The organism is Streptomyces griseoviridis (assembly GCF_005222485.1).
Taxonomy (GTDB): Bacteria; Actinomycetota; Actinomycetes; order Streptomycetales; family Streptomycetaceae; genus Streptomyces; species Streptomyces hintoniae.
The window spans coordinates 2538991-2564166 of sequence record NZ_CP029078.1 but is presented as its reverse complement, the minus strand read 5'-3'; the positions used below and the strand labels follow the sequence as shown (position 1 = coordinate 2564166).

Annotated in this window: 26 protein-coding genes and 1 riboswitch; of the genes, 16 read left to right on the top strand and 10 right to left on the bottom strand. The window is 73.3% G+C overall.

Annotated features, from left to right (window positions below; genetic code table 11):
• Window positions 1-4 precede the first annotated feature (4 nt).
• The 5 genes from DDJ31_RS10455 (at window position 5) to DDJ31_RS10435 (ending at window position 4135) form a co-directional block, all read left to right on the top strand.
• On the top strand, window positions 5-448 hold the full coding sequence (locus DDJ31_RS10455; protein WP_127180548.1) for an SRPBCC family protein: 444 nt from the start codon (window positions 5-7) through the stop codon (window positions 446-448).
• Between the two features lie 43 nt (window positions 449-491).
• Window positions 492-1661, top strand: coding sequence for an ArsA family ATPase (locus tag DDJ31_RS10450; protein WP_127180549.1), 1170 nt, complete (start codon window positions 492-494; stop codon window positions 1659-1661).
• A gap of 57 nt (window positions 1662-1718) precedes the next feature.
• The gene (locus tag DDJ31_RS10445) at window positions 1719-2225 is read left to right on the top strand and encodes a DUF5304 family protein (protein WP_127180550.1); all 507 of its coding nucleotides are present in this window, start codon (window positions 1719-1721) and stop codon (window positions 2223-2225) included.
• 55 nt (window positions 2226-2280) lie between these two features.
• Window positions 2281-3234 carry an ROK family glucokinase gene (locus DDJ31_RS10440; RefSeq protein WP_127180551.1) on the top strand — a complete coding sequence of 318 codons (954 nt, stop codon included), beginning with the start codon at window positions 2281-2283 and terminating at the stop codon, window positions 3232-3234.
• 127 nt (window positions 3235-3361) lie between these two features.
• A complete protein-coding gene (locus tag DDJ31_RS10435) occupies window positions 3362-4135 on the top strand; it encodes an endonuclease/exonuclease/phosphatase family protein (RefSeq protein ID WP_127180552.1) in 774 nt (257 codons plus the stop codon).
• On the opposite strand, the gene DDJ31_RS10430 is transcribed toward DDJ31_RS10435, so the two are convergent.
• Both DDJ31_RS10430 and DDJ31_RS10425 read right to left on the bottom strand, forming a co-directional pair.
• Complete coding sequence (locus tag DDJ31_RS10430; protein ID WP_127180553.1) at window positions 4132-4932, bottom strand: hypothetical protein; 801 nt, start codon at window positions 4930-4932, stop codon at window positions 4132-4134. The two genes, DDJ31_RS10435 and DDJ31_RS10430, sit on opposite strands and share 4 nt — an antisense overlap.
• Entirely contained in the window at window positions 4925-5704 is a 780-nt protein-coding gene (locus tag DDJ31_RS10425; protein WP_127180554.1) for an alpha/beta hydrolase, read from the bottom strand. The genes DDJ31_RS10430 and DDJ31_RS10425 overlap by 8 nt, the downstream gene beginning before the upstream one ends.
• Before the next feature lie 242 nt (window positions 5705-5946).
• Here DDJ31_RS10425 and DDJ31_RS10420 point away from each other — a divergent pair, with 242 nt between their 5' ends.
• From DDJ31_RS10420 to DDJ31_RS10405, 4 genes are all read left to right on the top strand, one after another.
• Complete coding sequence (locus tag DDJ31_RS10420) at window positions 5947-6705, top strand: lysophospholipid acyltransferase family protein (RefSeq protein WP_127180555.1); 759 nt, start codon at window positions 5947-5949, stop codon at window positions 6703-6705.
• A 58-nt stretch (window positions 6706-6763) separates the two neighbouring features.
• Window positions 6764-8035, top strand: a complete 1272-nt coding sequence (gene macS / locus DDJ31_RS10415; RefSeq protein ID WP_127180556.1) for a MacS family sensor histidine kinase — start codon at window positions 6764-6766, stop codon at window positions 8033-8035.
• Entirely contained in the window at window positions 8032-8709 is a 678-nt protein-coding gene (locus tag DDJ31_RS10410) for a response regulator (RefSeq protein ID WP_127180557.1), read from the top strand. The genes macS and DDJ31_RS10410 overlap by 4 nt, the downstream gene beginning before the upstream one ends.
• 104 nt (window positions 8710-8813) lie before the next feature.
• Complete coding sequence (locus DDJ31_RS10405) at window positions 8814-9842, top strand: 6-phosphofructokinase (RefSeq protein ID WP_127180558.1); 1029 nt, start codon at window positions 8814-8816, stop codon at window positions 9840-9842.
• A gap of 114 nt (window positions 9843-9956) precedes the next feature.
• Here the strand turns inward: DDJ31_RS10405 and DDJ31_RS10400 are convergent, their stop codons facing one another.
• Both DDJ31_RS10400 and DDJ31_RS39845 read right to left on the bottom strand, forming a co-directional pair.
• Window positions 9957-11870, bottom strand: a complete 1914-nt coding sequence (locus tag DDJ31_RS10400) for an anthranilate synthase family protein (protein ID WP_127180559.1) — start codon at window positions 11868-11870, stop codon at window positions 9957-9959.
• A gap of 131 nt (window positions 11871-12001) precedes the next feature.
• Window positions 12002-12058 carry a trp operon leader peptide gene (locus DDJ31_RS39845; RefSeq protein ID WP_073735655.1) on the bottom strand — a complete coding sequence of 19 codons (57 nt, stop codon included), beginning with the start codon at window positions 12056-12058 and terminating at the stop codon, window positions 12002-12004.
• A 107-nt stretch (window positions 12059-12165) separates the two neighbouring features.
• Between DDJ31_RS39845 and DDJ31_RS10390 the strand changes: the two genes are divergently transcribed.
• Both DDJ31_RS10390 and DDJ31_RS10385 read left to right on the top strand, forming a co-directional pair.
• Window positions 12166-13521, top strand: a complete 1356-nt coding sequence (locus DDJ31_RS10390; protein ID WP_127180561.1) for a class II 3-deoxy-7-phosphoheptulonate synthase — start codon at window positions 12166-12168, stop codon at window positions 13519-13521.
• A gap of 157 nt (window positions 13522-13678) precedes the next feature.
• The gene (locus DDJ31_RS10385) at window positions 13679-13921 is read left to right on the top strand and encodes a (2Fe-2S)-binding protein (RefSeq protein ID WP_127180562.1); all 243 of its coding nucleotides are present in this window, start codon (window positions 13679-13681) and stop codon (window positions 13919-13921) included.
• A gap of 9 nt (window positions 13922-13930) precedes the next feature.
• Here the strand turns inward: DDJ31_RS10385 and bfr are convergent, their stop codons facing one another.
• The 6 genes from bfr to thiO all read right to left on the bottom strand — a co-directional run bounded on the left by bfr (window position 13931) and on the right by thiO (window position 19628).
• Window positions 13931-14410, bottom strand: a complete 480-nt coding sequence (gene bfr, locus DDJ31_RS10380; protein ID WP_127180563.1) for a bacterioferritin — start codon at window positions 14408-14410, stop codon at window positions 13931-13933.
• Between the two features lie 161 nt (window positions 14411-14571).
• Window positions 14572-15444: a deoxyribonuclease IV gene (locus tag DDJ31_RS10375; protein ID WP_127180564.1), complete on the bottom strand. Its 873-nt coding sequence runs from the start codon at window positions 15442-15444 to the stop codon at window positions 14572-14574.
• Window positions 15445-15478: 34 nt separating this feature from the next.
• Complete coding sequence (gene pknB, locus DDJ31_RS10370) at window positions 15479-17401, bottom strand: Stk1 family PASTA domain-containing Ser/Thr kinase (protein ID WP_164785000.1); 1923 nt, start codon at window positions 17399-17401, stop codon at window positions 15479-15481.
• 77 nt (window positions 17402-17478) lie between these two features.
• Window positions 17479-18273: a thiazole synthase gene (locus DDJ31_RS10365; RefSeq protein ID WP_127180565.1), complete on the bottom strand. Its 795-nt coding sequence runs from the start codon at window positions 18271-18273 to the stop codon at window positions 17479-17481.
• 3 nt (window positions 18274-18276) lie between these two features.
• On the bottom strand, window positions 18277-18477 hold the full coding sequence (gene thiS / locus DDJ31_RS10360; protein WP_127180566.1) for a sulfur carrier protein ThiS: 201 nt from the start codon (window positions 18475-18477) through the stop codon (window positions 18277-18279).
• Window positions 18474-19628, bottom strand: a complete 1155-nt coding sequence (gene thiO / locus DDJ31_RS10355) for a glycine oxidase ThiO (protein ID WP_127180567.1) — start codon at window positions 19626-19628, stop codon at window positions 18474-18476. Before thiO ends, thiS begins: the two co-directional genes overlap by 4 nt.
• A riboswitch (TPP riboswitch) is annotated at window positions 19626-19737 on the bottom strand. It overlaps the preceding gene by 3 nt.
• A gap of 362 nt (window positions 19738-20099) precedes the next feature.
• Here thiO and DDJ31_RS10350 point away from each other — a divergent pair.
• From DDJ31_RS10350 to DDJ31_RS10330, 5 genes are all read left to right on the top strand, one after another.
• Complete coding sequence (locus DDJ31_RS10350; protein ID WP_171480801.1) at window positions 20100-21329, top strand: NAD(P)/FAD-dependent oxidoreductase; 1230 nt, start codon at window positions 20100-20102, stop codon at window positions 21327-21329.
• Window positions 21330-21399: 70 nt separating this feature from the next.
• Window positions 21400-21765 carry a DNA-binding protein gene (locus DDJ31_RS10345; protein WP_127180569.1) on the top strand — a complete coding sequence of 122 codons (366 nt, stop codon included), beginning with the start codon at window positions 21400-21402 and terminating at the stop codon, window positions 21763-21765.
• 502 nt (window positions 21766-22267) lie between these two features.
• Window positions 22268-22915, top strand: coding sequence for a thiamine phosphate synthase (gene thiE, locus DDJ31_RS10340; RefSeq protein WP_127180570.1), 648 nt, complete (start codon window positions 22268-22270; stop codon window positions 22913-22915).
• 170 nt (window positions 22916-23085) lie between these two features.
• Window positions 23086-24009, top strand: a complete 924-nt coding sequence (metF, locus tag DDJ31_RS10335) for a methylenetetrahydrofolate reductase [NAD(P)H] (protein WP_127180571.1) — start codon at window positions 23086-23088, stop codon at window positions 24007-24009.
• A 56-nt stretch (window positions 24010-24065) separates the two neighbouring features.
• Complete coding sequence (locus DDJ31_RS10330) at window positions 24066-25022, top strand: hypothetical protein (RefSeq protein WP_127180572.1); 957 nt, start codon at window positions 24066-24068, stop codon at window positions 25020-25022.
• Window positions 25023-25176: the final 154 nt, after the last annotated feature.

Below are 25176 nucleotides of genomic sequence, written 5' to 3'. Positions count from 1 at the left end.
GGCGATGGCGGAACACACCAGTTCGAGCATCACGATCGAGGCGGCGCCGGCCGACGTCATGGCGGTGATCGCCGACTTCGCCCGCTACCCGGACTGGACCGGCGAGGTCAAGGAGGCCGAGATCCTCGCGACCGACGACCGGGGCCGCGCCGAGCAGGTCCGCCTCGTCATGGACGCCGGCGCGATCAAGGACGACCAGACCCTCGGCTACACCTGGACCGGCGACCACGAGGTCTCCTGGACCCTCGTCAAGTCCCAGATGCTGCGCTCGCTCGACGGCTCCTACCTCCTGAAGCCGGTCGGCGCCGACGCCACCGAGGTCACCTACCGGCTGACCGTCGACGTCAAGATCCCCATGCTCGGCATGATCAAGCGCAAGGCCGAGAAGGTCATCATCGACCGCGCGCTGGCCGGGCTGAAGACCCGCGTGGAGTCGGGGGAGAAGTGACGGCGCCCGGCGCCAACCCCGCCGGACGGTAGCGTTCACCCCCATGCGCACGATCCTGATCACGGGCCCCGGGGGCGCCGGCCGCACCACCGTGGCCGCGGCCACCGCCGTCGCCGCCGCCCGCGCGGGCACCCGCACCCTGCTCCTGGGCGCCGACCGCGCCGACACCCTGGGCGCGGCACTGGGCACCCCGACCGGCCCCGCCCCCGTGACCGTCGCCCCCGGCCTCACCGCCTGGCGCCCGGACGCCACCGCCGGGTTCCGCACCGACCTCACCGCCTTCCAGGACCGCGCGGCGAGCGTCCTCGACCTGCTCGGCGCCGCCCGCCTGGACGCCGAAGAGGTCACCCCGCTGCCGGGCGCCGAGGAGCTGACCCTGCTGCGCGCCCTGCGGGACGCCTCCCTCTCCGACGCCCACGACCTCCTCGTCGTCGACCTGCCACCCACCGCGCAGGCCCTCGCGCTGCTCGCCCTCCCCGGCGAGCTGCGCCGCTACCTGCGCCGGCTGCTGCCCTCCGAACGGCAGGCGGCCCGCGCCCTGCGCCCGGTCCTCGGCCGGCTGGCCGGCGTCCCCATGCCCGCCGAGTGGCTCTACGAGACCGCGGCCCGCTGGGAGGTCGAGCTGGGCGCCGTCGAGGCCGTCCTCGCCGACCCCGCGACCGTCGTCCGGCTGGTCGCCGAACCAGGACCGGCCGGCGCCGACGCCGTCCGCACCGCCGTCCTCGCGCTCGCCGTCCGCGGCCTGCGCCCCGACCTGCTGGTCGCCAGCCGGGTGCTGCCCGAGGCCGCCGCCGACGGCTGGCTCGCCGGACCGGTCGCCCAGCAGCGCAAGGTGCTCGACGAGTGGCGCGGCGGCCACGACGTCCGCCCCGTCGCCCACCTCGGCCAGGACCCGCGCGGCCCCGAGGACCTCACCGCCCTCGCCGTCCCGGGCCCCGGGGACACCACCTCCGCCGTCGACTGGCCGGTCACCGACGCCCTCGCCGACGAGGGCGTCCTCGTCTGGCACCTCCCGCTGCCCGGCGCGATACGCGACGAACTCGACCTGATCAGACGCGGCGACGAACTCGTCCTCACCGTCGGCCCGTTCCGCCGGATCGTCGCCCTGCCGTCCGCCCTGCGCCGCTGCACCGTCGCCGGGGCGTCGCTGCGCGAGGGCGAGCTGCGCATCCGGTTCGCGCCCGATCCCGCGCTGTGGCCGGGCGGCCGGTGAACCTCCGGCGGCCGTTCGGGTAACGTCGGAGGGACGAACCGTAGTCAGGAGTCCGTCATGAGCGAACAGCTCCCCCGGTCGGATGACGACGAGCCGCAGGCCGCCGAGAAGGCGCGGGCCACCGACGCCGACGCCTGGGCGACCGCGTGCGCCGAGGACCTCGCCGAGGAGAAGGCCCGCCGCCGCGAACGGCACGGCCCGCCGCCCGGCTCGGCCGCCGAGGAACTGCGCAAGCTGGTCGACGCGGTCGCCGACCGGCTCTCGGCGTCCGGCTCACCGCTGCTCGGCGCGGTCGGCGGACCGGCCGCCCAGCAGGTGGTGCGCCAGGTCGTGCAGCAGGCCAGGGCCGCCGTCGAACCCGTCATCGAACGCAACCCGGACGTCTTCGACCACCTCGCCGCCGCGGGCGGCGAACTGCTCGCCGCCTACCGCTCCGCCGTCCAGACCCAGGAAGGGCGCTGGACCACCCGCGCCGCGGACCAGGACCGCGACCGGAAGCCCGCGAAGGGCCCCGACGACGGCGACGACGGCCCGTCCACGGGCGAACGCATCGACGTGGACTGAACTCCCCCTCGGGTACGGTTGGCCATAGCGGGGCTCGACCGAAACTGAGGGATTCATGGGACTCACCATCGGCGTCGACATCGGCGGCACGAAGATCGCGGCCGGCGTGGTCGATGAGGACGGCAACATCCTCTCGACGCACAAGGTGCCGACTCCGGGCACGCCCGACGCCATCGTGGACGCGATCGCCGCCGCCGTGGAGGGCGCGCGTGCCGGACACGAGATCGTCGGCGTGGGCATCGGTGCCGCCGGATACGTCAACCGCCAGCGCTCCACGGTGTACTTCGCGCCGAACATCGACTGGCGCCAGGAGCCGCTCAAGGAGAAGGTCGAGGCCCGCGTCGGCCTCCCCGTCGTCGTCGAGAACGACGCCAACGCGGCGGCCTGGGGCGAGTACCGGTTCGGCGCGGGCAAGGGCCACCGCAACGTCATCTGCATCACGCTCGGCACCGGCCTCGGCGGCGGCATCATCATCGGCAACAAGCTCCGCCGCGGCCACTTCGGGGTCGCCGCCGAGTTCGGCCACATCCGCATGGTGCCCGACGGACTGCTGTGCGGCTGCGGCTCCCAGGGCTGCTGGGAGCAGTACGCCTCGGGCCGCGCCCTGGTCCGCTACGCCAAGCAGCGCGCCAACGCCACCCCGGAGCACGCCGAGATCCTCCTCGGCCTCGGCGACGGCAGCCCGGACGGCATCGAGGGCAAGCACATCTCCATGGCCGCCCGGCAGGGCGACCCGGTCGCCGTCGACTCCTACCGCGAGCTGGCCCGCTGGGCCGGGGCCGGCCTCGCCGACCTCGCCTCGCTCTTCGACCCGTCCGCGTTCATCGTCGGCGGCGGCCTCTCGGACGAGGGCGAACTGGTCCTCGACCCGATCCGCAAGTCGTACAAGCGCTGGCTGGTCGGCGGGAACTGGCGCCCGGTCGCCGACGTGATCGCCGCCAAGCTCGGCAACGAGGCCGGCCTGGTCGGCGCCGCCGACCTGGCCCGGGAGCCCGACCCCATCATGTGACGCGGTCCGCGACCGGCCACCGCGGGGAAGCACCCGCACCCCGGGGCGCGAGACCGGCGCGCGAGCCGTATCCCCGGCTCGCGACGCGGGTCTCGCGCCCCCGCGCGTGAGGCGTACATTGATCACCATGCCGCTGCTCCCCCCTTCCCGCACCGAGCCCGACGGCTCCGCGGTCATCAGGGTCCTGAGCTACAACATCCGCTCCCTGCGCGACGACACCGCGGCCCTGGCCCGGGTCATCGGCGCCTGCGCACCCGACCTCGTCCTCCTCCAGGAAGCCCCACGCTTCTTCCGCTGGCGCAAGAAGCTCGCGCGCCTCGCCGCGGCCTCGGGCCAGGTCGTCCTCACCGGCGGCGGCACGGCCGCGGGCCCCGCGATCCTGTGCGGTCTGCGGGCCACCGTCGAACAGACCGAGGACGTGCTGCTGCCGCTCACCCCCGGACTGCACCGGCGCGGCTTCGCCACCGCCGTGGTCCGCTTCGGCGACGCCAGGCTCGGCGTGCTCAGCTGCCATCTGTCGCTGAACGAGAAGGAGCGCCGCACCCAGGGCGGGCTGCTCCTCGACCGGCTCGCCGCCCTCGGCACCGAGCACGCCGTCGTCGGCGGCGACCTCAACGAACGCCCCACCGGGCGCACCTTCCAGCGGCTTTCCGAAGGACTCCAGGACGGCTGGGCCACCGCGCCCTGGGGCGGCGAGCACACCTCGACACCGGCCGACCCGCACCAGCGCATCGACGCGCTGTTCGCCACCCCGGGCGTCGAGGTGCTCGGCTGCGGGGTCCCGCTCGACCAGCCCGGCGTGACCGAGGCGGACCTGAGAGCGGCCACGGACCATCTCCCGGTCCTGGCCGCCCTCCGGATCCCCGCCCGGGGCAGGCCCGTTCAGCAGGCGGCGGGTTAGACGACCGCCCCCCGGCCCGGATTGCCGTCGTCCTCGTCGTCCGGTCCCATCCGGACGACCAGGGTGGCGAAGCCGCCGAGGAAGCCCCCGATGCAGAGGGTGGCGAGCCACCAGGTCATGTCCCAGCCGAGCAGCACCGCCACCAGGAGCAGCACAGGGCCGCCGATCAGGCCCAGCCAGGCGAACTTGGCGGTGGCGTCGGCGTCCGGCAGCGGCGGCGGCTCCGGCGGCACGAAGTGCCCTTCGTCGTCCTCGTCGAAGTCGCCCTCGGCGGGTTCCTTCGGCGTGTAGTCGCGCGGACCGACGCCGGGGGCGAAGGAGATGGAGCCGCCCAGTGGCGTGCCGGGTCCTGCGGGCCGGGCGGGTCCTGCGGGTCCGGCGGGCTCAGCCTTCTCGGCCGTGCCCGCGTCGGCCTCACCGGTCCCGGTCCCGCCCGCGCCGGGTGCGACCGGGCCGGAGGTCTCCGCAGGCGCCTCGGTTCTGCCGGAAGCACCGATTCCGTCGGGTCCATTGGGTCCGTCAGGTCCACCGGAAGCACCGGGTCCGTCAGGTCCGTCGGGTCCGTCAGGTCTGCCGGATTTGTTCGGCCCGGTGCGGCCCTCCGGCTCCACCGGGTCGTTCGTCCCCGGCTCCAACAGGGCCAGGTCCTCGACCGACTTGAACGGTTTGGCGCCCGGCGGGTCCTTCGGTTCCTCGCCGTACCCCGCGACGATCGCCGCCCAGGCCGCGTCCTCGTCGAACGGCACGCCACGCTCCTCCGGTTCACGGTCCTCGCGCTCGGAGTCGTGTTCAGCCACCTGTGGCCGTCCCTTCCTTGCCGACACTGGGTGCGAGCCGGCCGATGAACGCGAGGCTCTCCTGCGCGATCCGGTCCGCGTCGTGGTCCAACGTCGCGACGTGGTAGCTCTGTTCCAGCAGGACCTCACGCACATCGCGCGAGGAGACCCGGCTGAGGACGCGCGCCGAGTCGGCGGGCGGCACCACATGGTCCTGCGGGCTGCGCAGCAGCAGCAGCGGCTGGGTGACCTGCGGCAGTTCGCGGTCCACCACCCGGAAGAGGGCGCGCAGCGAGTGCGCCGCGTGCAGCGGGACCCGGCTGTAGCCCAGCTCCGCACTGCCCGGCTTGGCGATGTCGCTGGCGATGCCCTTGGTGGAGGGCACCAGATGGCGCAGGACCGGCAGCGCGTACCCGGCCGGGCCGTGCATCCGGATCGCGGGGTTGACGAGCACGACCCCGCTCACCGTGTCCCCGTGCCGGGCGGCGAGGCGCAGGGCGAGGGTGCCGCCCATCGAGAGGCCGGCCACGAAGACCTGGTCGCAGCGGTCGGCCAGGGAGCGCAGCGCGCGGTCCAGCTCGGCGTACCAGTCCTGCCAGCCGGTGAGCTGCATGTCCTCCCAGCGGGTGCCGTGGCCGGGCAGCAGGGGCAGCGAGACGGTGAGGTCACGCTCGGCGAGCCGCTCGGCCCAGGGGCGCAGCGACTGGGGGGACCCGGTGAAGCCGTGGCAGAGGAGGACGCCGACCTTGCCGCCCTCGTGGCGGTACGGCTCGGCTCCAGGAAGGACCGGCACCTTCGGTCTCCTGTTCGTGTGGGAGGGGCGATACATGAAGGACAACGGGAGAGCGGGACAGCGGGGCAACGGGACAAGGGGACAACGGCACAAGGGCGCGAACGAGGGGCAGACGGTGTGCGGGGCGTTGTTCGCAGGACCTTCACGGTACGCGACCGCACTGACACCGACCAGGGTCGTCGGCTCCTCGGGCCGTGGACCGGGTTAAGGTCTGACCGACGGACACAGGAGGCACTCGGGTGATGTACGGCGCGATGAAGGTCGCTATCGGGGGACCGCTGAAGGTCACCTTCCGGCCCTGGGTGGAGGGGATGGAGAACATTCCCGCCGAGGGCGCGGCGATCCTGGCGAGCAATCACCTCTCCTTCTCGGACTCCTTCTTCCTGCCCGCGGTCCTGGAGCGCAAGGTCACCTTCATCGCGAAGGCCGAGTACTTCACCACCCCGGGGGTGAAGGGCAGGTTGACCGCGGCGTTCTTCAAGGGCGTCGGCCAGCTCCCGGTGGACCGCTCGGGCGCGCGCGGCGCGGGCGAGGCGGCCGTCAAGAGCGGCCTCGAAGTTTTGGAACGCGGGGAGCTGTTCGGGATCTACCCGGAGGGCACCCGCTCGCCCGACGGCAGGCTGTACCGGGGCAAGCCCGGCGGCCTGGCCAGGGTGGCGCTCGCCTCCGGCGCCCCGGTGATCCCCGTCGCGATGATCGACACGGAGAAGATCCAGCCGCCGGGACAGGTCATGCCGAAGCTGATGCGGCCCGGCATCCGGATCGGCGAGCCGCTGGACTTCAGCCGCTACCAGGGCATGGAGCACGACCGTTTCGTGCTGCGCGCGGTGACCGACGAGGTCATGTACGAGATCATGAAGCTCTCCGGCCAGGAGTACGTCGACATCTACGCGACGGCGGCGAAGCGGAAGATCGCGGACGAGGCCAAAGCGGACAAAGCCGCGAAGGCGGCGAGGGCGGCCGCCGCGCAGGCGGAGAAGAACGGGACGTCGGGGAGCTGACGCCCGGCGGTACAAGGCGGTCGGCGCCGGGGGGCGCCGAGGTCGGGGGGCGGGGGAGATGGCCGAGCGCGAGCGGGTCATGAGGATGTCGGTCGAGCAGCCGCTGTGGCGCGCGCTCAGCGGCTACCGGGTGCTCACCATGCTGTACGCGGTGGGACTCTTCGTCTCCGGCTACGAGCACTTCCGCCGGCCGGGCGTCGCCATCGGCTACTACGCCGTCCTGTCGGTGTGGACGCTGGCCACCCTGCCCCGGGTGGCGAACGCGGCGGCCTGCACCAAGCGGTTCCTCGCCGCCGACCTGACGGTCGCGCTCTCCGGCATCCTGCTCACCCCGGTCGCCGACTCGCCCGCGCGGGTGCTCGACGGCGGCCCGACCCTGCCGTCGATATGGACGGCGGGCGCCGTGCTGGCCTTCGCCATCAAGGGCGGCTGGCGCTGGGCCGCCGTCGCCTCCACGCTGGTCGCCGCCGCCAACCTGGTCGAGCGCGGCGCCCCGGCCCGCGACACCGTCCACAACGTGGTGCTGGTCTGGGTCGCGTCCATCGCGATCGGCTATGTCGTCGAGGTCGCCCGCGCCTCCGAGCGCACCCTGGCCCGCGCCCTGGAGATCGAGGCCGCGACCCGGGAGCGGGAGCGGCTCGCCCGTGACATCCACGACGGGGTGCTCCAGGTGCTGGCCATGGTGCAGCGGCGCGGCGCGGTCCTCGGCGGCGAGGCGGCCGACCTCGGCCGGCTGGCGGGCGAGCAGGAGGTGGCGCTGCGCATGCTGGTCTCGGGCGGCCTGGTGCCGGTGGCGCGCACGGCACGGACCGGCGCGGCCACCGCCGACACCGACGGCAGCACCGGCAGCACCGGCAGCGTCGGCACCGTCGTCGGCGGCGGTCCCGGCCCGGACGACGGTCCCGGCTCCCCCCTCGATCTGCGGGCGCTGCTCGCCCCCTACGCCTCCGCCCGGGTCAGCCTCGCCGAGCCCGGCGCGGCCGTGCTGCTGCCGGCGCCCGAGGCGCGGGAGCTGGCGGCGGCGGTCGGCGCCGCCCTGGACAACGTCGACCGGCACGCGGGCGCGGGCGCCTGTGCCTGGATCCTCGTCGAGGACGAGCCGGACGAGGTCGTGGTGACCGTGCGGGACGACGGTCCCGGCATCCCCGAGGGGCGGCTCGCGCAGGCCGAGGGGGAGGGGCGGCTCGGGGTCGCCCAGTCGATCAGGGGCCGGCTGCGGGACCTCGGCGGCCGGGCCGAACTGCTCTCGGTGCCGGGTCAGGGCACCGAGGTCGAACTGACCGTACCGAAGCGGACGAAGGACCCACGGGGGAAGGCGGGACGACGATGAGCGAGCGGGACCCGATCAGGGTGATGGTGGTCGACGACCACCCGATGTGGCGCGACGCGGTGGCGCGGGACCTGGCCGAGTCGGGGTTCGACGTGGTCGCCACGGCGGGCGACGGCGAGCAGGCCGTGCGGCGCGCCAAGGCCGCCGCCCCCGACGTGCTGGTCCTCGACCTCAACCTGCCCGCCCTGCCCGGCGTGCGGGTCTGCCAGGAACTCGTCGCCCACAACCCGGCGTTGCGGGTCCTGGTGCTCTCCGCGAGCGGCGAGCACGCGGACGTCCTGGAGGCCGTCAAGTCGGGCGCGACCGGCTATCTGCTGAAGTCGGCCTCCACCGAGGAACTGCTCGACGCGGTGCGCCGCACGGCCGTCGGGGACCCGGTGTTCACGCCGGGCCTGGCCGGTCTCGTCCTCGGCGAGTACCGCAGGCTGGCCTCCGAACCCGCGCCGGGACCGGCGGGAGCCGACGATTCCGGCGCGCCCAGGCTGACCGACCGGGAGACGGAGGTGCTGCGGCTGGTCGCCAAGGGCCTCAGCTACAAGCAGATCGCCGAGCGCCTGGTGATCTCCCACCGCACGGTGCAGAACCACGTCCAGAACACCCTGGGCAAGCTCCAACTCCACAACAGGGTCGAGCTGGTGCGCTACGCGATCGAGCGAGGCCTCGACGACGCGTAGCCCAACTCTCCTCTCCGCCGCGGGAATTGCCGTCCCACCCATCGTGTGTGACCTGGATCACCATTAGCGTGGCCTCACGGCACCCTCGGCGAAGGGACATTTCCATGCGGATCGGAGTACTGACCGGAGGCGGCGACTGCCCCGGACTCAACGCCGTCATCCGGGGCATCGTCCGCAAGGGCGTGCAGGAGTACGGCTACGAGTTCGTCGGCTACCGGGACGGCTGGCGGGGACCCCTGGAGAACGACACCGTACGGCTCGACATCCCCGCGGTGCGCGGCATCCTGCCCCGCGGCGGCACCATCCTCGGCTCCTCCCGCACCAACCCCTTCGAGCGGGCCGACGGCATCCACCGGATCAGGGAGAACCTGGCCGACCTGGACGTCGGCGCGCTCGTCGCGATCGGCGGCGAGGACACCCTCGGCGTCGCCGCCCGGCTCCACGACGAGTACGGCGTACCCGTCGTCGGCGTACCGAAGACCATCGACAACGACCTGTCCGCCACCGACTACACCTTCGGCTTCGACACCGCGGTCAACATCGCCACCGAGGCCATCGACCGGCTGCACACCACCGCCGAGTCCCATATGCGGGTCCTGGTCTGCGAGGTGATGGGCCGGCACGCCGGCTGGATAGCCCTGCACTCCGGGCTGGCGGGCGGCGCCAACGTCATCCTCATCCCCGAACAGCGCTTCGACGTCGACCAGGTCTGCGCCTGGATCACCTCCCGGTTCAGGGCCTCGTACGCCCCGATCGTCGTCGTCGCCGAGGGGGCCGTGCCCCGGGACGGGGAGGTGGTCCTCAAGGACGAGTCCCTCGACTCCTTCGGGCACGTCCGGCTCTCCGGGGTGGGCGAATGGCTCGCCAAGGAGATCGAGAAACGGACCGGCAAGGAGGCCCGCACCACCGTCCTCGGGCACATCCAGCGCGGTGGCACCCCCAGCGCCTTCGACCGCTGGCTGGCCACCCGGTTCGGCCTGCACGCCGTCACCTGCGTCCACGACGGCGACTTCGGCGTGATGGTCGCGCTGCGCGGCACCGACATCGTGCGCGTCCCGCTCGCCGAGGCGACGGCCCGGCTGAAGACCGTCGACCCGGCGCTCTACGAGGAGGTCTCGGTCTTCTTCGGCTGACCGAGGAAGACCGAGCCCCCGCCCGCCGCCCGAAGAAGACCGAGCCCCCACCCGCCCCCCGCGGCCCTCGGCGCCGAACCGCGCGAGGGCCGCACCACCGGCGCCGACCTCCCGCTACCGCGCCCGGCCCGCCCCGGGGAACGCGCCCGTGCCGCGCGGTCGCCGCAGCCGCGCCACCGACTCCCGCACGATCGCGGCGCCGTTCAGGGACAGCACCGACTCCGGATGGAACTGCACCCCGGCGAACCCGGGCCCGCGCACCGCGTGCACCTCACCGCCCGCCGCCCGGGACACCTCCACCCCGCGGGCCGCGAGAGCGGCGTGCGCGGTGTCGTCGCAGCGGGCCGTGAAGCTGTTGTAGAAGCCGACCGTCTCCTCGCGCCCGAACAGGTCGATCACGCTCTGCGCCCCCTGGTACGGCACCTCCTTGCGGACGATCGGCAGGCCCAGCTCCGCCGCGATCAGCTCGTGCCCGAGGCACACCCCGAGCACCCCGTGCCGGTGCTCCCGCAGCACCTCGGCGGCCAGCGCCCGCAGGAAGGCCATCTTGGGGTCGGCCCGGTCGCCCGGGTCGCCCGGCCCCGGGCCGAGCACCACGGGACCCGCGTGCCCGAGGACCGCCGTCCGCAGCCCCGGCTCGTCGTAGCGGCGGACGGTCACGTCGAGGCCGCCCGAGCGCAGCACGTGCGCCAGCATCGCCGTGAAGGTGTCCTCGCCGTCGACGACCAGCGCGTGCCTCCGCAGGACGTCGTCGCGCTCCTGCATCCGCAGCCAGAACGGCGCGAGCGAGGACCTGCGCCCGTCGAGCGCGGCCCGCACCCGGGGGTCGTCGGCCAGCCGGGGCCGGTCCGCCTCGCCGCCCGGCCGCGCCGGCCGCACCCCGAGCGCGGCCAGCACGCCCGCGGCCTTCGCGTGGGTCTCCGCGACCTCGCCCGCCGGGTCCGAGCCGCGCACCAGGGTCGCGCCGACCGGCACCCGCAGCCGGCCCGCCGCGTCGATGTCGGCGGTGCGGATCAGGATGGGGGAGTCCAGGGTCTGGGCGCCGCCCGCGTCCCGGCCGAGCAGCGCGAGGGCGCCCCCGTAGTAGCCGCGCGCGCCGCCGTCGGGCCCCAGCGGCTCGTACCGCTCGATCACCCGGCAGGCGTTCTGCACCGGCGAGCCGGTGACGGTCGCCGCGAACATCGTCTCCCGCAGCACCTCCCGCGCGTCCAGCGACGACCGGCCGCGCAGCTCGTACTCGGTGTGCGCGAGGTGCGCCATCTCCTTCAGCCGCGGTCCGACGACGACCCCGCCCATGTCGCCGACGGTGCACATCATCTTCAGCTCCTCGTCGACGACCATCGACAGCTCCTCGATCTCCTTGCCGTCGGCGAGGAAACCGAGCAGGTGCTCGGGGGTCGGACCGTCCGCCGGATAGCGGTAGGTCCCGCTGATCGGGTTCATCACGACCGTCCCGCCGGCCATCCGCACATGCACCTCCGGGCTCGCCCCGACGAGCGTGCGCTCCCCGGTGTGCACGACGAACGTCCAGTACGCGCCCCGCTCGCCCGCCAGCAGCCGCCGGAACAGCGCGAGCGCGTCGGCCCGGTCGAAGCCGTCGACGCCCCCGGTGTAGGTGCGCCTGATCACGAAGTTGGCGCCCTCGCCCCGCCCGATCTCCTCGCGCAGCACCCGCCCGACGATCTCGGCGTACGCCTCGTCGGCGACGTCGAAACCGCCGTCCGTCACCCGCACGTCGTGCGCGGGCAGCCGGTCCAGGGCGTCCGCGAGGGGCAGCGTGTACGTCTCCTCGGGGGTCAGCGCGGTGAGCGGGGTGCCGTCGTCGCGGACGTCGAAGCCGCGCTCGCGGATCTGCCGGAACGGCACCAGCGCGAGACAGGTGTCGGGCAGGTCGGCGAGGCGCTCGTGGTCGGTGACCCGCCCGACGAGCACCTCGACGGTGTCCTGGTCGTGGCCGGGGGTGCGGCGGTGCAGCAGGGCGAACGGGCGGGAGTCGGCGAGGAGATCAGCCGGATCGAACCGGTGCATGGGTCGTGTCCTTGGTCACGGGGGCCCGCACGGCCCTTGCGGACCGGCCGGACCCGGTGGAGAGGAACGACCCCGGAGAACACCGAAGGCCGCCCCTCGGGCGGCCTTCGCGAAGTCTTGCGTACGCGCAGTCAGTGGGCCGCCGGATGAGCGGTCCACCACCAGTTCCTGGTCGAGTGCGCGAACATGCCGGGCACTCTATCCCACGACCCGCCCGGCCACAGATGAGCGGCCGTCCGTCTCACCTGTCGGGCCGGGACGGAGACCACTCGACACGACCCCTTAATGTGGGGGCGTGACCGTGAACGCTGATTCCCACGCCGTCGCCGCGCAGGCGACCTGGCGAGACCTGCCCGCGGCGCAGCAGCCTGATTACCCCGACTCCGAGGCTCTGCGCAAGGTGATCGCCGAGCTCGAGTCGTATCCGCCGCTCGTCTTCGCCGGTGAGTGCGACCAGTTGCGCGCTCGCCTGGCGGCCGTCGCCAAGGGGGAGGCGTTCCTCCTTCAGGGCGGCGACTGCGCCGAGGCCTTCGACGCCGTCGGCGCCGAGCAGATCCGCGCCAAGCTCAAGACCCTGCTCCAGATGGGCGCCGTGCTGACGTACGCCGCCTCGGTGCCGGTGGTCAAGGTCGGGCGGATCGCCGGCCAGTACTCCAAGCCGCGCTCCAAGCCGACCGAGACCCGCGACGGAGTGACGCTGCCGACCTACCGGGGCGACTCGGTCAACGGCTTCGACTTCACCGAGGAGGCCCGGATCCCGGACCCCGAGCGGCTGAAGCGGATGTACAACGCCTCCGCGTCGACGCTCAACCTGGTCCGCGCCTTCACCACCGGCGGCTACGCCGACCTGCGCCAGGTGCACGCCTGGAACCAGGACTTCGTGCGGTCGTCGCCGTCCGGGCAGCGGTACGAGCAGCTGGCCCGCGAGATCGACAACGCGCTGAACTTCATGCGGGCCTGCGGCACCGACCCGGAGGAGTTCAAGACCGTCGAGTTCTACGCCTCGCACGAGGCGCTGCTGCTGGACTACGAGTCGGCGCTGACCCGCGTGGACTCCCGCACCGGCTCGCTGTACGACGTCTCCGGGCACATGGTGTGGATCGGTGAGCGCACCCGCCAGATGGACGGCGCGCACATCGAGTTCGCGTCGAAGATCCGCAACCCGATCGGCATCAAGCTGGGTCCGACGACGTCGGCGGAGGACGCCCTCCAGTACGTCGAGCGCCTGGACCCCGAGCGTGAGCCGGGCCGGCTGACGTTCATCGTGCGGATGGGCGCCGACAAGGTCCGCGACCGGCTGCCCGAGCTGGTGGAGAAGGTCACCGCGTCCGGCGCGGTGGTGGCCTGGGTGACCGACCCGATGCATGGCAACACCTTCGAGGCGGCCTCCGGTCACAAGACCCGGCGCTTCGACGACGTGCTGGACGAGGTCAAGGGCTTCTTCGAGGTCCACAAGGCGCTCGGCACCCACCCGGGCGGCATCCACGTCGAGTTGACCGGCGACGACGTCACCGAGTGTGTCGGCGGCGGCGACGAGATCTTCGTCGACGATCTGCACCAGCGCTACGAGACGGCGTGCGACCCGCGGCTCAACCGCAGCCAGTCGCTCGACCTGGCGTTCCTGGTGGCGGAGATGTACCGGGACCAGTAGGCACCGCGGGGACGGAAGTCCGCAGGTGGGGCGTGGATCACAGTCGATCCACGCCCCACACCGCTTTTGCGGACCCGGCACGACGGGTAAGGTTAGGTTAGCCTCACCGACTAACGGGGCGGCGAATCGAATCCATCCCGTCGGGAGGTGACACCGCGTGTTCGTGTGCAGCTGTTTCGGAGTGACCGAGGCACAGGTGAAACGACACGCGGCGGACGGCGCCTGCACCCCCCGTCAGATCGCCTCCGCCTGCAAGGCCGGCACGGACTGCGGGTCCTGCGTCCGTACCATCCAGGCACTCCTCGGCCGCGGCTCCTGCCCCCGCCGCGACCTCGCCGACCAGGGCCGTCCGGTCCTCGCCGAGCTGACGGAACCCGGCCGCCTCGACGAAGCGGCCTGAAGCCCGCCCCTAGCTCTCCGGCTGCTCGATGACCTGGGCGATGTAGAGGGCCTCACCGAGTTTGTCGACCAGTTCGAGCTGGGTGTCGAGGTAGTCGATGTGGTGCTCCTCGTCCGCCAGGATCGACTCGAAGATGTTCGCGGACGTGATGTCGCCCTTCTCGCGCATCACCTTGATGCCCCGCTTCAGCCGGTCGATCGCCTCGACCTCGACCTGGCGGTCCGCCTCGAACATCTCCTTGACCGTCTGGCCCACCCGGACATGGAAGAGGCGCTGGTAGTTCGGCAGCCCCTCCAGGAACAGGATCCGGTCGGTGAGCACCTCGGCGTGCTTCATCTCGTCGAACGACTCGTGCCGGGTGTACTTCGCGAGCTTCGTCCAGCCGAAGTTCTCCTGCATCTTGGCGTGCAGGAAGTACTGGTTGATCGCCGTCAGCTCACCGGTGAGCTGTTCGTTGAGGAACTCGATGATCTCGGGGTCGCCCTGCATGGCAGAGGCTCCTTCCGCACGGGATGACGGGCAGGTTGCGCCTGGTTGCGCCGCATGATTGCACCCGTCACGAAGATCGTCCAGTAAGTCTTCACTTAGTAAGTAAGTGCTGCCTTAGTCCCTTTTGTGCCGTTCTGGCGTCCGTCTCCGCGGCCGACGGTTCAGCCGTCCCGCAGCTTCTTCAGACGCGCCACGTCCGCCGCGTGCCCCTCCTTGCCGCCGGGGGTCTCGATGATCAACGGCACCCCCTCGGTCGCCGGATGGGTCATCAGCGCGCGGAACGGGTCCTCCCCGATGTGGCCCGCGCCGATGTTCTCGTGCCGGTCCTTGTGCGCGCCCGCCACGTCCTTGGAGTCGTTGGCGTGCACCAGCCGCAGCCGGCCCGCGCCGACGGTCTCCACCAGCAGGTCGAGCGTCTGGTGCATGCCGCTCGGGCCGGTCAGATCGTGCCCGGCGGCGAAGATGTGACAGGTGTCGAGGCAGACCCCCAGCTTGGGATGGGCCTCCAGCGCCTCGAAGTACGGGCCGAAGTCCCAGGTCCGCGAGCAGAGCGACGCCCCCTGCCCCGCGGTCGACTCCAGGAGCAGGAACGGGTCGTCGTCACGGGTCAGTTCGTCGAGCAGCGGCAGCAGCCGCTCGTGGACCTGCCGCAGCGCCACCGCGCGCTCCCGGCCGCCGGTCGCGCTGCCGGTGTGCACGACCACACCGAGCGCCCCGATCTCCCGGCCGCGGCGCAGCGAGTGCCGCAGCGACTCCACCGACCTCTCCACCGTCGCCTCGGTGTGCGAGCCGAAGTTGATCAGGTAGGGGGCGTGCACGTACGCCGGGATCGACGCGTCCGCGCAGGCCGCCCTGAACTCCTCGTCCTGGCGCGGGTTGCCGACCGGGGTGGCCCAGCCGCGCGGGTTGGCGACGAAGACCTGCACCGCCTCCGCCCGCAGCTCACGGGCGTAGGACAGACCGACGGAGTGCAGACCGCCGGCCACCGGGACATGGCCGCCGACGGGGTTGCGGGAGAGGTGCTGGCTGTTCACCCGACCAGGGTGTCACGCCGCCGCGAGCCCGCCGTCACCGGATCTTGAGGGTGATCGTCGACCCCTTCGCGGCCGTCTCCCCGCCCTTCACCGACTGGTCCTTGACGGTGTCGCCGAACAGCCCGAGCAGACCGCGGTCCTCCTCGACCTGGAACCCGGCGTCCCGCAACGCGCGCGTGGCGTCGTCCACGCTCTGCCCCACCACGTCGGGGACCTCGATCTGCTCGGGGCCCTTGGAGACCGTCAGCGTCACCGTGTCGCCCTCGGCCAGCCGGCTGTCGCCCTGCGGGGTCTGCGCGGCGACTTGGCCCTCGTCGAACTCCGAGTTGACCTGCCCGTCCGCGACCTTCACCGTCAGACCCGCGTCCTCCAGCTCCTGCCGGGCGTCCGCGAGGTCCTCGCCCGTGACGTCGGGGACGTCGACCGGGCTGCCCTTGCTGACGGTCAGCGCGACCGCGGCGCCCGCGCGCCGCTCGGTGCCCGCCGCCGGGTCCGTGGCGATCACCGAGCCCTTGGGGACGTCCTCGCTGAACTCCCGGGTGACCATGCCCGGCTCCAGGCCGTCCTTCTTCAGCCGCTCCCGCGCGGTGTCGAGGGCGACGCCCCCGAGAGCCGGGATGCGCACCGTCTCGGGGCCGTCGGAGACGACCAGCGCCACCGACGCGTGGTCGCGCACCCGGCTGCCCGGCTCCGGATCGGTGCTGATGACCATGCCCTTGTCCACCGTGTCGCTGTAGCGGTGGGTGACCTTCCCGACGTCGAGACCGGCGTCCGACAGCTTCTCGCGCGCCTCGGACTGCGTCTTCGCCAGCACCGCGGGGACCTTCGTGAACTGGCCGGAGTTGATGTACCAGACCCCCGTACCGACCCCCAGCACCAGCAGCACGGCGACCACGAGCGCCAGCGGCCCGCGCCGCCCGCCCGCCGTGCGGCGCCGCGGCGGCAGCGGCGCAGGCGACGCCAGGCGGCTGGTCCGCAGCACCTGCGGGTCGTCCTCGTCGGACGGCGTCCGGCGCGGCACGGTCAGCGACCGCGGGATGACGCTCGTCCGGTCCTCGGAGCCGTCGCGGGCGCCGGCCGTCTCCCGCGGCGGCACCGCGTCCAGCTGCGCCTCGCTCAGCCCGGCGCGGACCTCCAGTGCCACCGCGAGGAGCGCCACCGCGTCATGGGGGCGGGACCCGGGGTCACGGGCGGTGGCCGACGCCGTCAGCTCGTCCAGCGGGTGCGCCAGACCCGGCACGGCGGCCGAGGGCGGCGGGACGTCCTCGTGGATGTGCTTGTAGAGGACGATGGCGGGGGAGTCCCCGGCGTGCGGGCGGTCGCCGGTCAGCATCTCGTACAGGACGACACCGCACGCGTACACGTCCACCCGCGGGTCGGCGGTGCCGTGTTCTATCTGCTCGGGCGCGAGATAGGAGACCGTGCCGAGCACCGTGTCGTTGGTGTGGGTGACCGTGTCCATCGAGCGCACCAGGCCGAAGTCGGCGACCTTGACCCGGCCGTCGTCCCCGATCAGAACGTTCTCCGGCTTCATGTCCCGGTGCACGAACCCGGCGCGGTGCGCGGCGCCCAGCGCGGCCAGCACCGGCTCCAGGATGTCCAGGGCGGCGCGCGGCCGCAGCGCGCCGCGCTCGCGCAGCACGTCACGCAGGGTGCAGCCGGCCACGTACTCCATGGCGAGGTACACGTACGTGCCGTCGGTGCCCTGGTCGAAGACCTGCACCACGTTCGGGTGGGCGAGCCGGGCCACCGACTTCGCCTCCCGGATGAACCGGTCGACGAAGGTGCCGTCGGCGGCCAGCGCCGGGTGCATCACCTTGACCGCGAGCACGCGGTCGAGGCGGGTGTCCAGGGCCCGGTAGACCGTGGCCATCCCGCCGACGGCGATCCGCGCGTCCACGCGGTAGCGCCCGTCGAGCAGCTGCCCGACCAGAGGGTCCTGAAGGGTCGTATCCACGCGGACGAGTCTACGAGCCGCCGCTGACAGGGCCCCTGGCTTCCCGCCGCCGGGGGACGAATGCAGCAGAGCTGTGACTAGAACGCGGGGCGCTCGGGGTCCAGCCGGGCCAGCCCCTCCTGCGGTGAGGAGGCCCGCGCGAAATGCCGCCTGGGGATGCGTCCGGCCCGGTACGCCAGGCGGCCCGCCTCCACCGCGTGCCGCATCGCGTCGGCCATCAGCTGCGGCTCCTGCGCCCGGGTCACCGCTGAGGCGAGCATCACACCCGCGCACCCCAGCTCCATGGCGAGCGCCGCGTCCGACGCCGTCCCCGCGCCCGCGTCCAGGATCACCGGTACGCGCGCGTGCTCGACGATCAGCTCGAAGTTGTGCGGGTTGCGGATGCCGAGCCCCGAACCGATCGGCGAACCCAGCGGCATGATCGCCGCGCACCCCACGTCCTGGAGCCTGCGCGCGAGGACCGGGTCGTCGTTGGTGTACGGCAGCACCGTGAAGCCGTCGTCGACGAGGGTCTCGGCCGCGTCGAGCAGTTCGATCGGGTCGGGCAGCAGCGTCCGCTCGTCGGCGACGACCTCCAGCTTGACCAGGTCGGTGCCGAGCGCCTCACGCGCGAGGCGGGCGGTGAGGACCGCCTCGCCCGCGGTGAAGCAGCCCGCGGTGTTCGGCAGCACCCTGATCCCCAGCCGGTCGAGGACCGACAGCACGGAGCCCCTCACCGAGGGGTCAACCCGGCGCATCGCGACCGTGGTCAGCTCGGTGCCGGACGCCACCAGGGCCCGTTCGAGCACCTGGAGGCCGGGGGCGCCGCCGGTGCCCATGATCAGGCGGGACGTGAAGGACGTACCGCCGAGGACGAAGGGGTCGTCGGCCATGGGTCAGCCTCCTTGGACGGCGGTCAGGATCTCGACCCGGTCGCCCTCGCACAGCGGGGTCGACGGCCACGCGGCGCGCGGGACGACGGTCTCGTTGAGGGCGGCGGCCACCCCGGAGGGCGCGGGCGCGAGCGCCAGGACGACGGCGTCCAGGGCGGTGCCGGGCGCGACGTCGCGGGGCTCGCCGTTGACGGAGACGTTCATGCGGGCAGCTCCGAACGGGAGAAACGCAGGGGCGTGAACGGGCGGGCCTCGTCGGGGAGTTCCCCGCCCGCCAGGGCGTGCGCGAGGACATCGCCGGTCACCGGGGTCAGCAGCACCCCGTTGCGGTGGTGCCCGGTGGCCAGCAGCAGCCCGTCGAGCGCGGTCGGACCGAGCAGCGGGGCGTTGTCGGGGGAGCACGGACGCAGCCCCGCCCGGGTCTCGGTCAGCGGCAGCTCGGTGATGCCGGGCACCAGCTCATGGGCGTCCCGCAGCAGCTCGTAGACGCCACCCGCGGTCACCGTGGTGTCCCAGCCCAGCTCCTCGCTGGTCGCCCCGATCACCAGCTCGCCGTTCTCGCGCGGCACCAGGTAGACATGGCTGCCGCGCACCACCGCCCGTACCGTGCGGCTCAGGAACGGCGCGTACCGCCGCGGCACGGTCAGCCGCACCACCTGGCCCTTCACCGGCCGCACCGGCGGCAGCACCGGCTCGGGAACGCCCGCGAGCCGCCCGCTGAGGCTGCCGCCCGCCAGCACCACCTGCCCGGCGGCCAGCGCGGTGCCGTCGGCCGCGGTCACCCCGGTGGCCCGCTCCCGCACCACGTCGAGGCGCTCGGCCCAGCTCCGGTGGAAGACCACACCGGCCACCTCGCAGGCGGCGAGCAGGGCGCGGGCCAGCCTGCGCGGGTCGATCTGGTGATCGCCGTCGACCCGGAGCCCGCCGCGCACACCCGGCGCGAGCATCGGTTCCAGGCGCCGGCACTCCCGGCCCGACAGCCACTCCGACGTCAGCCCGGAGCGCCGCTGCAACGCGTGCAGATCACGCAGATCGGCGCGGTCGTCGGCGTCCAGGGCGACGGCGAGGGTGCCGCAGCGGCGGTAGCCGAGATCCCGGCCCGTGAGGTCGGCCAGCTCGGCGGCGAAGTCCGGGTAGCGGCGGGCCGAGGCCAGGTTGAGGCCGAGCAGCGTCTGCTCGCCGTAGTGCAGTTCGGTGACGGCGGCCAGCATCCCGGCGGCCACCAGCGCGGCCCCGCCGCCCGGCTCGGGGTCGGCCACCGCGACGGAGAGACCGCGCTGCGCGGCCCGCCACGCCGTGACCAGACCGATGATTCCGCCCCCGACGACGAGGACATCCGACGTACGTGACGACATGGGCGTCCAGCCCCTCCCTTCGCCGGCATGACCCGGATCAGGTTCCTACGGTCGGAGGCCGCCAGCCTCCCTCTCAGCCCGGTGCGTCCGGGCTCCCGCGAGTGCGTGTACGCCGGCCACCCTAGCCCGTGCCCGGCGGCCCGGGTAAGGGAGCCTCCCGCCGGCGGCGGGGACGACGGGGCGGGGCGGCGCGGCAGGGGACGGCGGGGACGGCGCGGTGTGCTTCCGCGCGCGCGGAGCGCGAGAGAGGTCGCCTGACTCCGCGCGCGGCACGCGAGATCGACACCACAGGGCGCCGCCGCCGTGCGCGGCCGTCCGGTGGGTACCCGGAAGGGTGAGCGACCGGACTTCCGGTGCGACGTGAGGAGACCTGGCATGGACAGCGCGGGCGGGCCGAGGGACCAGCCGTGTGGAGCAGGTCACGGGGCGCGGGCCCTGACTGACGGATTGTCAGGTGACTATGGTGATCCGGTGAGCGAGCAGACGCAGGAACGGGCGACTCCGGCCGGGCGCCGAGTCGTCGTGGTCGGCGCGGGCATGGCCGGGGTGCAGACCGCCGTCGCCCTGCGGGAACAGGGCTTCGCCGGCACCGTCACCCTGATCGGCGCGGAACCCCACCGGCCCTACGACCGGCCTCCGCTGTCCAAGGCCGTCCTGCTCGGCAAGGCCGACGGCGCCGCCTTCGAGGTCGACTTCGCGGCCCTCGGCATCGAACTGCGGCTCGGCGTCGAGGTCCTCGCCGTCCGCCCCGCCGACCACGAGGTCGACACCGCCGACGGACCCGTCCCGTACGACGCCCTGGTGCTCGCCACCGGCGCCGAACCGATCAGGCTGCCGGGCACCGAGGACCTGCCCGGCGTCCATCTGCTGCGCACCCTGGACGACGCCGAACGGCTGCGTCCCGTCCTCGCCGACCAGCGGGACGTCGTGGTCGTCGGCGCGGGCTGGATCGGCGCGGAGTTCGCCACCGCCGCGCGCGAGGCGGGGTGCGCGGTGACCGTCGTGGAGGCCGCCGACCGGCCGCTGGCCGGCGCCCTGCCCGCCGAGGTGGCCGCCATGATGACCGGCTGGTACGCCGACGCGGGCGCCGTCCTGCGCACCCACGCGCGCGTGGCGCGCGTCGAGCCGGGCGCGGTCGTCCTGGACGACGGCAGCCGGCTGGCCGCGGACGCGGTCGTGGTCGGCATCGGCGCCCGCCCCGCCACCGACCGGCTGACCGGCTCGGGCATCGCCCTCGGCGACCACCGCGAGATCGTCACCGACGACCATCTGCGCACCTCGGCGCCCGACGTCTACGCGGTCGGCGACTGCGCCTCCTTCCCGTCCGCGCGCTACGGCGAACGCCTGCTCGTGCACCACTGGGACAACGCCCTCCAGGGCCCGCGCACGGTCGCGGCCGACATCGTGGGCGAGACGCCGGTGGCCTACGACCCCGTCCCGTACTTCTGGTCCGAGCAGTTCGGCCGCTTCGTCCAGTACGCGGGCCACCACGCGGCCGCCGACACCTTCCTGTGGCGCGGCGACCCGACCGGGCCCGCCTGGTCCGTCTGCTGGCTGCGCGAGGGCCGCCTGGTCGCCCTGCTGGCGGTGGGCAGGCCGCGGGACCTCGCCCAGGGCCGCCGGCTGATCGAGGCGGGCGCCGCGATGGACCCCGCGCTGCTCGCCGACCACGCCCGCCCGCTGAAGGCCGCGACGCTCTGAGTCGCCCGGAAAGACGCAGGTCACGGGGGTCCGGCTTCCGACTGTCAGTGGGAGATGGCAGGCTTGTCCCGTGACCGAGATTGACGCAAGGATCGATGCTCTCGTCCCCGAGTGGCTCACCCTCCCCGACATCGCCGAACGGTTCGGTGTCGAGGTGACCCGGGTGCGGCAGCTGGTGAAGGACGGCCAGGTGATCGCCGTACGCCGCGGGGAGAACCGCGCGCTGCACGTCCCCGCCGCCTTCATCGACGGCGACAAGGTCGTCAAGGGCCTGACCGGGACCCTGACGCTGCTGAGGGACGACGGCTTCACGCCGGACGAGATGATCGAATGGCTTTTCACCCCCGACCCCACCCTGCCCGGCACGCCCGCGCAGGCGCTGAGCGAGAACCGCGGCACGGAGGTGAAGCGCCGCGCCCAGGCGCTCGCCGTGTGACCTGAACCCCGCCCACCGGTGCCCGCCCGAAGCCTCCGGGCTCCGCGCGGCCACCGGGCCGGGCGACACCGGGGCCTCGACGGCGGGTGCCACGGCGCCGGTTGCTCCCGCTGCTTTAGCTGCCCAGGTCGCTCCGAGCGCTCCGGGGGTGCGGTTGCTCCGGTCCGGCGGCGGCGCCTCAGTCTTCCGCGGTCGGCGCCGCGATGACGGTCGTTCCGGTGGCGCGTGCTCCGGTGCCGGACGCTCCGACGGTGGGTGCCCTTCGGGGCATGCTGCGACGGTCATCGGGCCCTCCCGGTGGCGCACGCTCCAATGCCGGACGCTCCGGCGGTGATGGCCTGCGGCGGGATGCTCCGACGGTCAGTGGGCGACCCCTCTCCGGATCGACGGCGACCGGACGGCCCCCGGCTGACGCTTAAGCGGGCTCACCGTGCCGGGGGCGTGGACACGCCGAGGTTCCGGAAACGCCAGTTCCACCGACACTCCACGGGGGAGACCACCCATGTCCGACACCGCGCGCGACCAGCTCGCCGACGCCCGCCTCTACCTGTGCACCGACGCCCGCAAGCGGCAGGGCGACCTCCCTGAGTTCCTCGACGCCGTGCTGGCCGCCGGTGTCGACATCGTGCAGCTGCGGGACAAGGGCATCGAGGCCGCCGAGGAGCTGGAGCTGCTGCCCGTCCTCGCCGCGGCCGCCGCCCGGCACGGCAGGTTGTTCGCGGTCAACGACCGGGCCGACATCGCCCACGCCGCCGGCGCCGGGGTCCTCCACCTCGGACAGGGCGACCTCCCGGTCCCCGCCGCCCGCGCGATCCTCGGCGACGACATCCTGATCGGCCGCTCCACGCACACCGAGTCCGAGGCCGCCGCCGCGGCCGTCCAGCCCGGCGTGGACTACTTCTGCACCGGCCCCTGCTGGCCCACCCCCACCAAGCCGGGCCGGGCCGCCCCCGGCCTCGGCCTGGTCCGCGCCACCGCCGCCCTCTCCACCGACCGCCCCTGGTTCGCCATCGGCGGCATCGACCTCGGCAACCTCGACGAGGTGCTGGCGGCCGGCGCCCGCCGGGTCGTGGTCGTCCGCGCGATCACCGAGGCCGCCGACCCCGGCGCGGCGGCGGCGGAGTTCGCCGAGCGGCTGCGCGCCGCCTGAGGCGCGCCCGGAACTGTCCGGCCCGGTGCGCCGAGCGCCGCCTGCCGGATGCCGGGCACCGGTGTCCGGACTTGAGCCGTGCTGTCCGAGGGGTGGACAACAAGTCGGCAATTCCGGCAAATCGGCGTCGTCCGGTTGGGTGACCGTCCCACCCTGGCTAACCTGCGAGTATGGCCCTCGGAACCGCATCCACCAGGACGGACCACGCACGCACCGTGCGTGACATGCTCGCGGCCGGTGAGACGACGTACTCCTTCGAGTTCTGGGCTCCCAAGACGGAGAAGGGGGAGCGCAACCTCTGGAACGCGCTCCGCCGGGTCGAGGCGGTGGCCCCCAGCTTCGTCTCCGTGACCTACGGCGCGGGCGGCTCCACCCGCTCGGGCACCGTGCGGGCGACCGAGCGGATCGCCGCCGACAGCACGCTGACCCCGGTCGCGCACCTCACCGCCGTCAACCACTCCGTCGCCGAACTGCGCAACATCATCGGCCAGTACGCGGACGCCGGGATCCGGAACATGCTCGCGGTGCGCGGCGACCCGCCGGGCGACCCGATGGGCGACTGGGTCGCGCACCCCGAAGGTCTCACCTACGCGGCCGAACTGGTGAGTCTCATCAAGGAGTCGGGCGACTTCTGCGTCGGTGTCGCCGCCTTCCCCGAGCGGCACCCGCGCTCACCCGACTGGGACAGCGACGTCGCCCACTTCGTCGACAAGTGCCGGGCGGGCGCCGACTACGCCATCACACAGATGTTCTTCCAGCCCGAGTCCTATCTGCGGCTGCGCGACCGGGTCGCCGCGGCGGGCTGCGAGACCCCGGTGATTCCCGAGGTCATGCCGGTGACGAGTGTGAAGATGCTGGAACGTCTGCCACAACTCAGCAACGCCGCTGTCCCGTCCGTCCTGAAAGAGCGGATCCTCACAGCGAAAGACGATCCGGCGGCTGTACGCTCCATGGGAATCGAGTTCGCCACCGAGTTCTGCGCGCGACTGCTGGCCGAGGGAGTTCCCGGGCTGCACTTCATCACGCTCAACAACTCCACGGCGACGCTGGAAATCCACGAGAACCTGGGCCTGCACCACCCCCCGCGGGCCTAGACCGGCCGCACAGACATACGACACACTGCGTAGCGGCCACTGGGAGAGGGGCGTACATGGGCTGGACGGTCCTCTACATCGCGTTCGGCATCGTCGCGCTGTGGCTGCTCGGCGAGGTGCTGCTTCAGTACAAGGCGCGGCTGCGCTGGCGGTTGCTCGCCTTCGGCGGCTTCCTCTGCGTGGTCCTCGGTGTCCTGATCCCGAATGTGATCGTGATCGGCCTCGGCGCCATCGCGTTCGCCGTCGGGCAGACCTACGTCACCCTCTCCTTCCGCCAGGGCTTCGAGTCCGGCTGGGCGGTCAGGGGGCCGGGAGCCGAGGGCGTCAGCAAGCGCCGCCGCGGCGGACCCGACCTCGACGACGACCCGCACCCGGACGACCCGGGACCTGAGCGGTCCGACCCGGGACACGGCGACGAGCACGGCTACGGCCGCTCCTTCGACGCCGAGAGCGAGTACGACCGCGACGACGTCTTCACCCCGGCCCGCTCCGCGCAGCCCACGGCCGCCGAGACCACCGCGGTCTACGAGCCCCAGCCGCTGCCCGACGACACCGGCTCCTACGGCGTGTACAAGGACGCGGGCTACCCCGGCCAGTCCCAGGAGCAGTACGCCACCGCCGCCCAGGGCACCGACCAGGGGTACGGCTACGACGGCTACACCGGCTACGACCAGCAGCAGTACACCTACGACGGCACCGGCCAGCAGCAGTACGCGGCCTACTCCGACCCGTACATCGGCACCCAGACCTACGGCGGCTACGACTCCGGGTACAGCCAGTACGACCAGCAGCAGAGCTACGGCCAGGACCAGTACGCGGCCGGCGGCTACGGCGCCGAGACCCCGGCCGGCGGGGTCTGGGTCCCGCAGCAGCGCGCCGACGACTCCTACGGCGGCGAACTCCCGCCGGAGCAGCAGTACCCGTACCAGGGCGACCAGCAGAACCCCCAGGGCAACGGTCAGAGCCAGCAGCACAACGGCAGCGGCTACGACGAGCAGCAGTACCGTTTCTGACCCACCCGCTCCGGGGCGCGCCGCGCGCTCCGCCCGCTGAACGCCCCTTCCCGCACCGCGCAACCCGGCGCACCGCCTCCGTCCGGAGTCCGCGCCGGGTCACCACCAGCCGCGGACTCCCGGATCACGCGAGCCGCCGAACTCCCGCGTCACT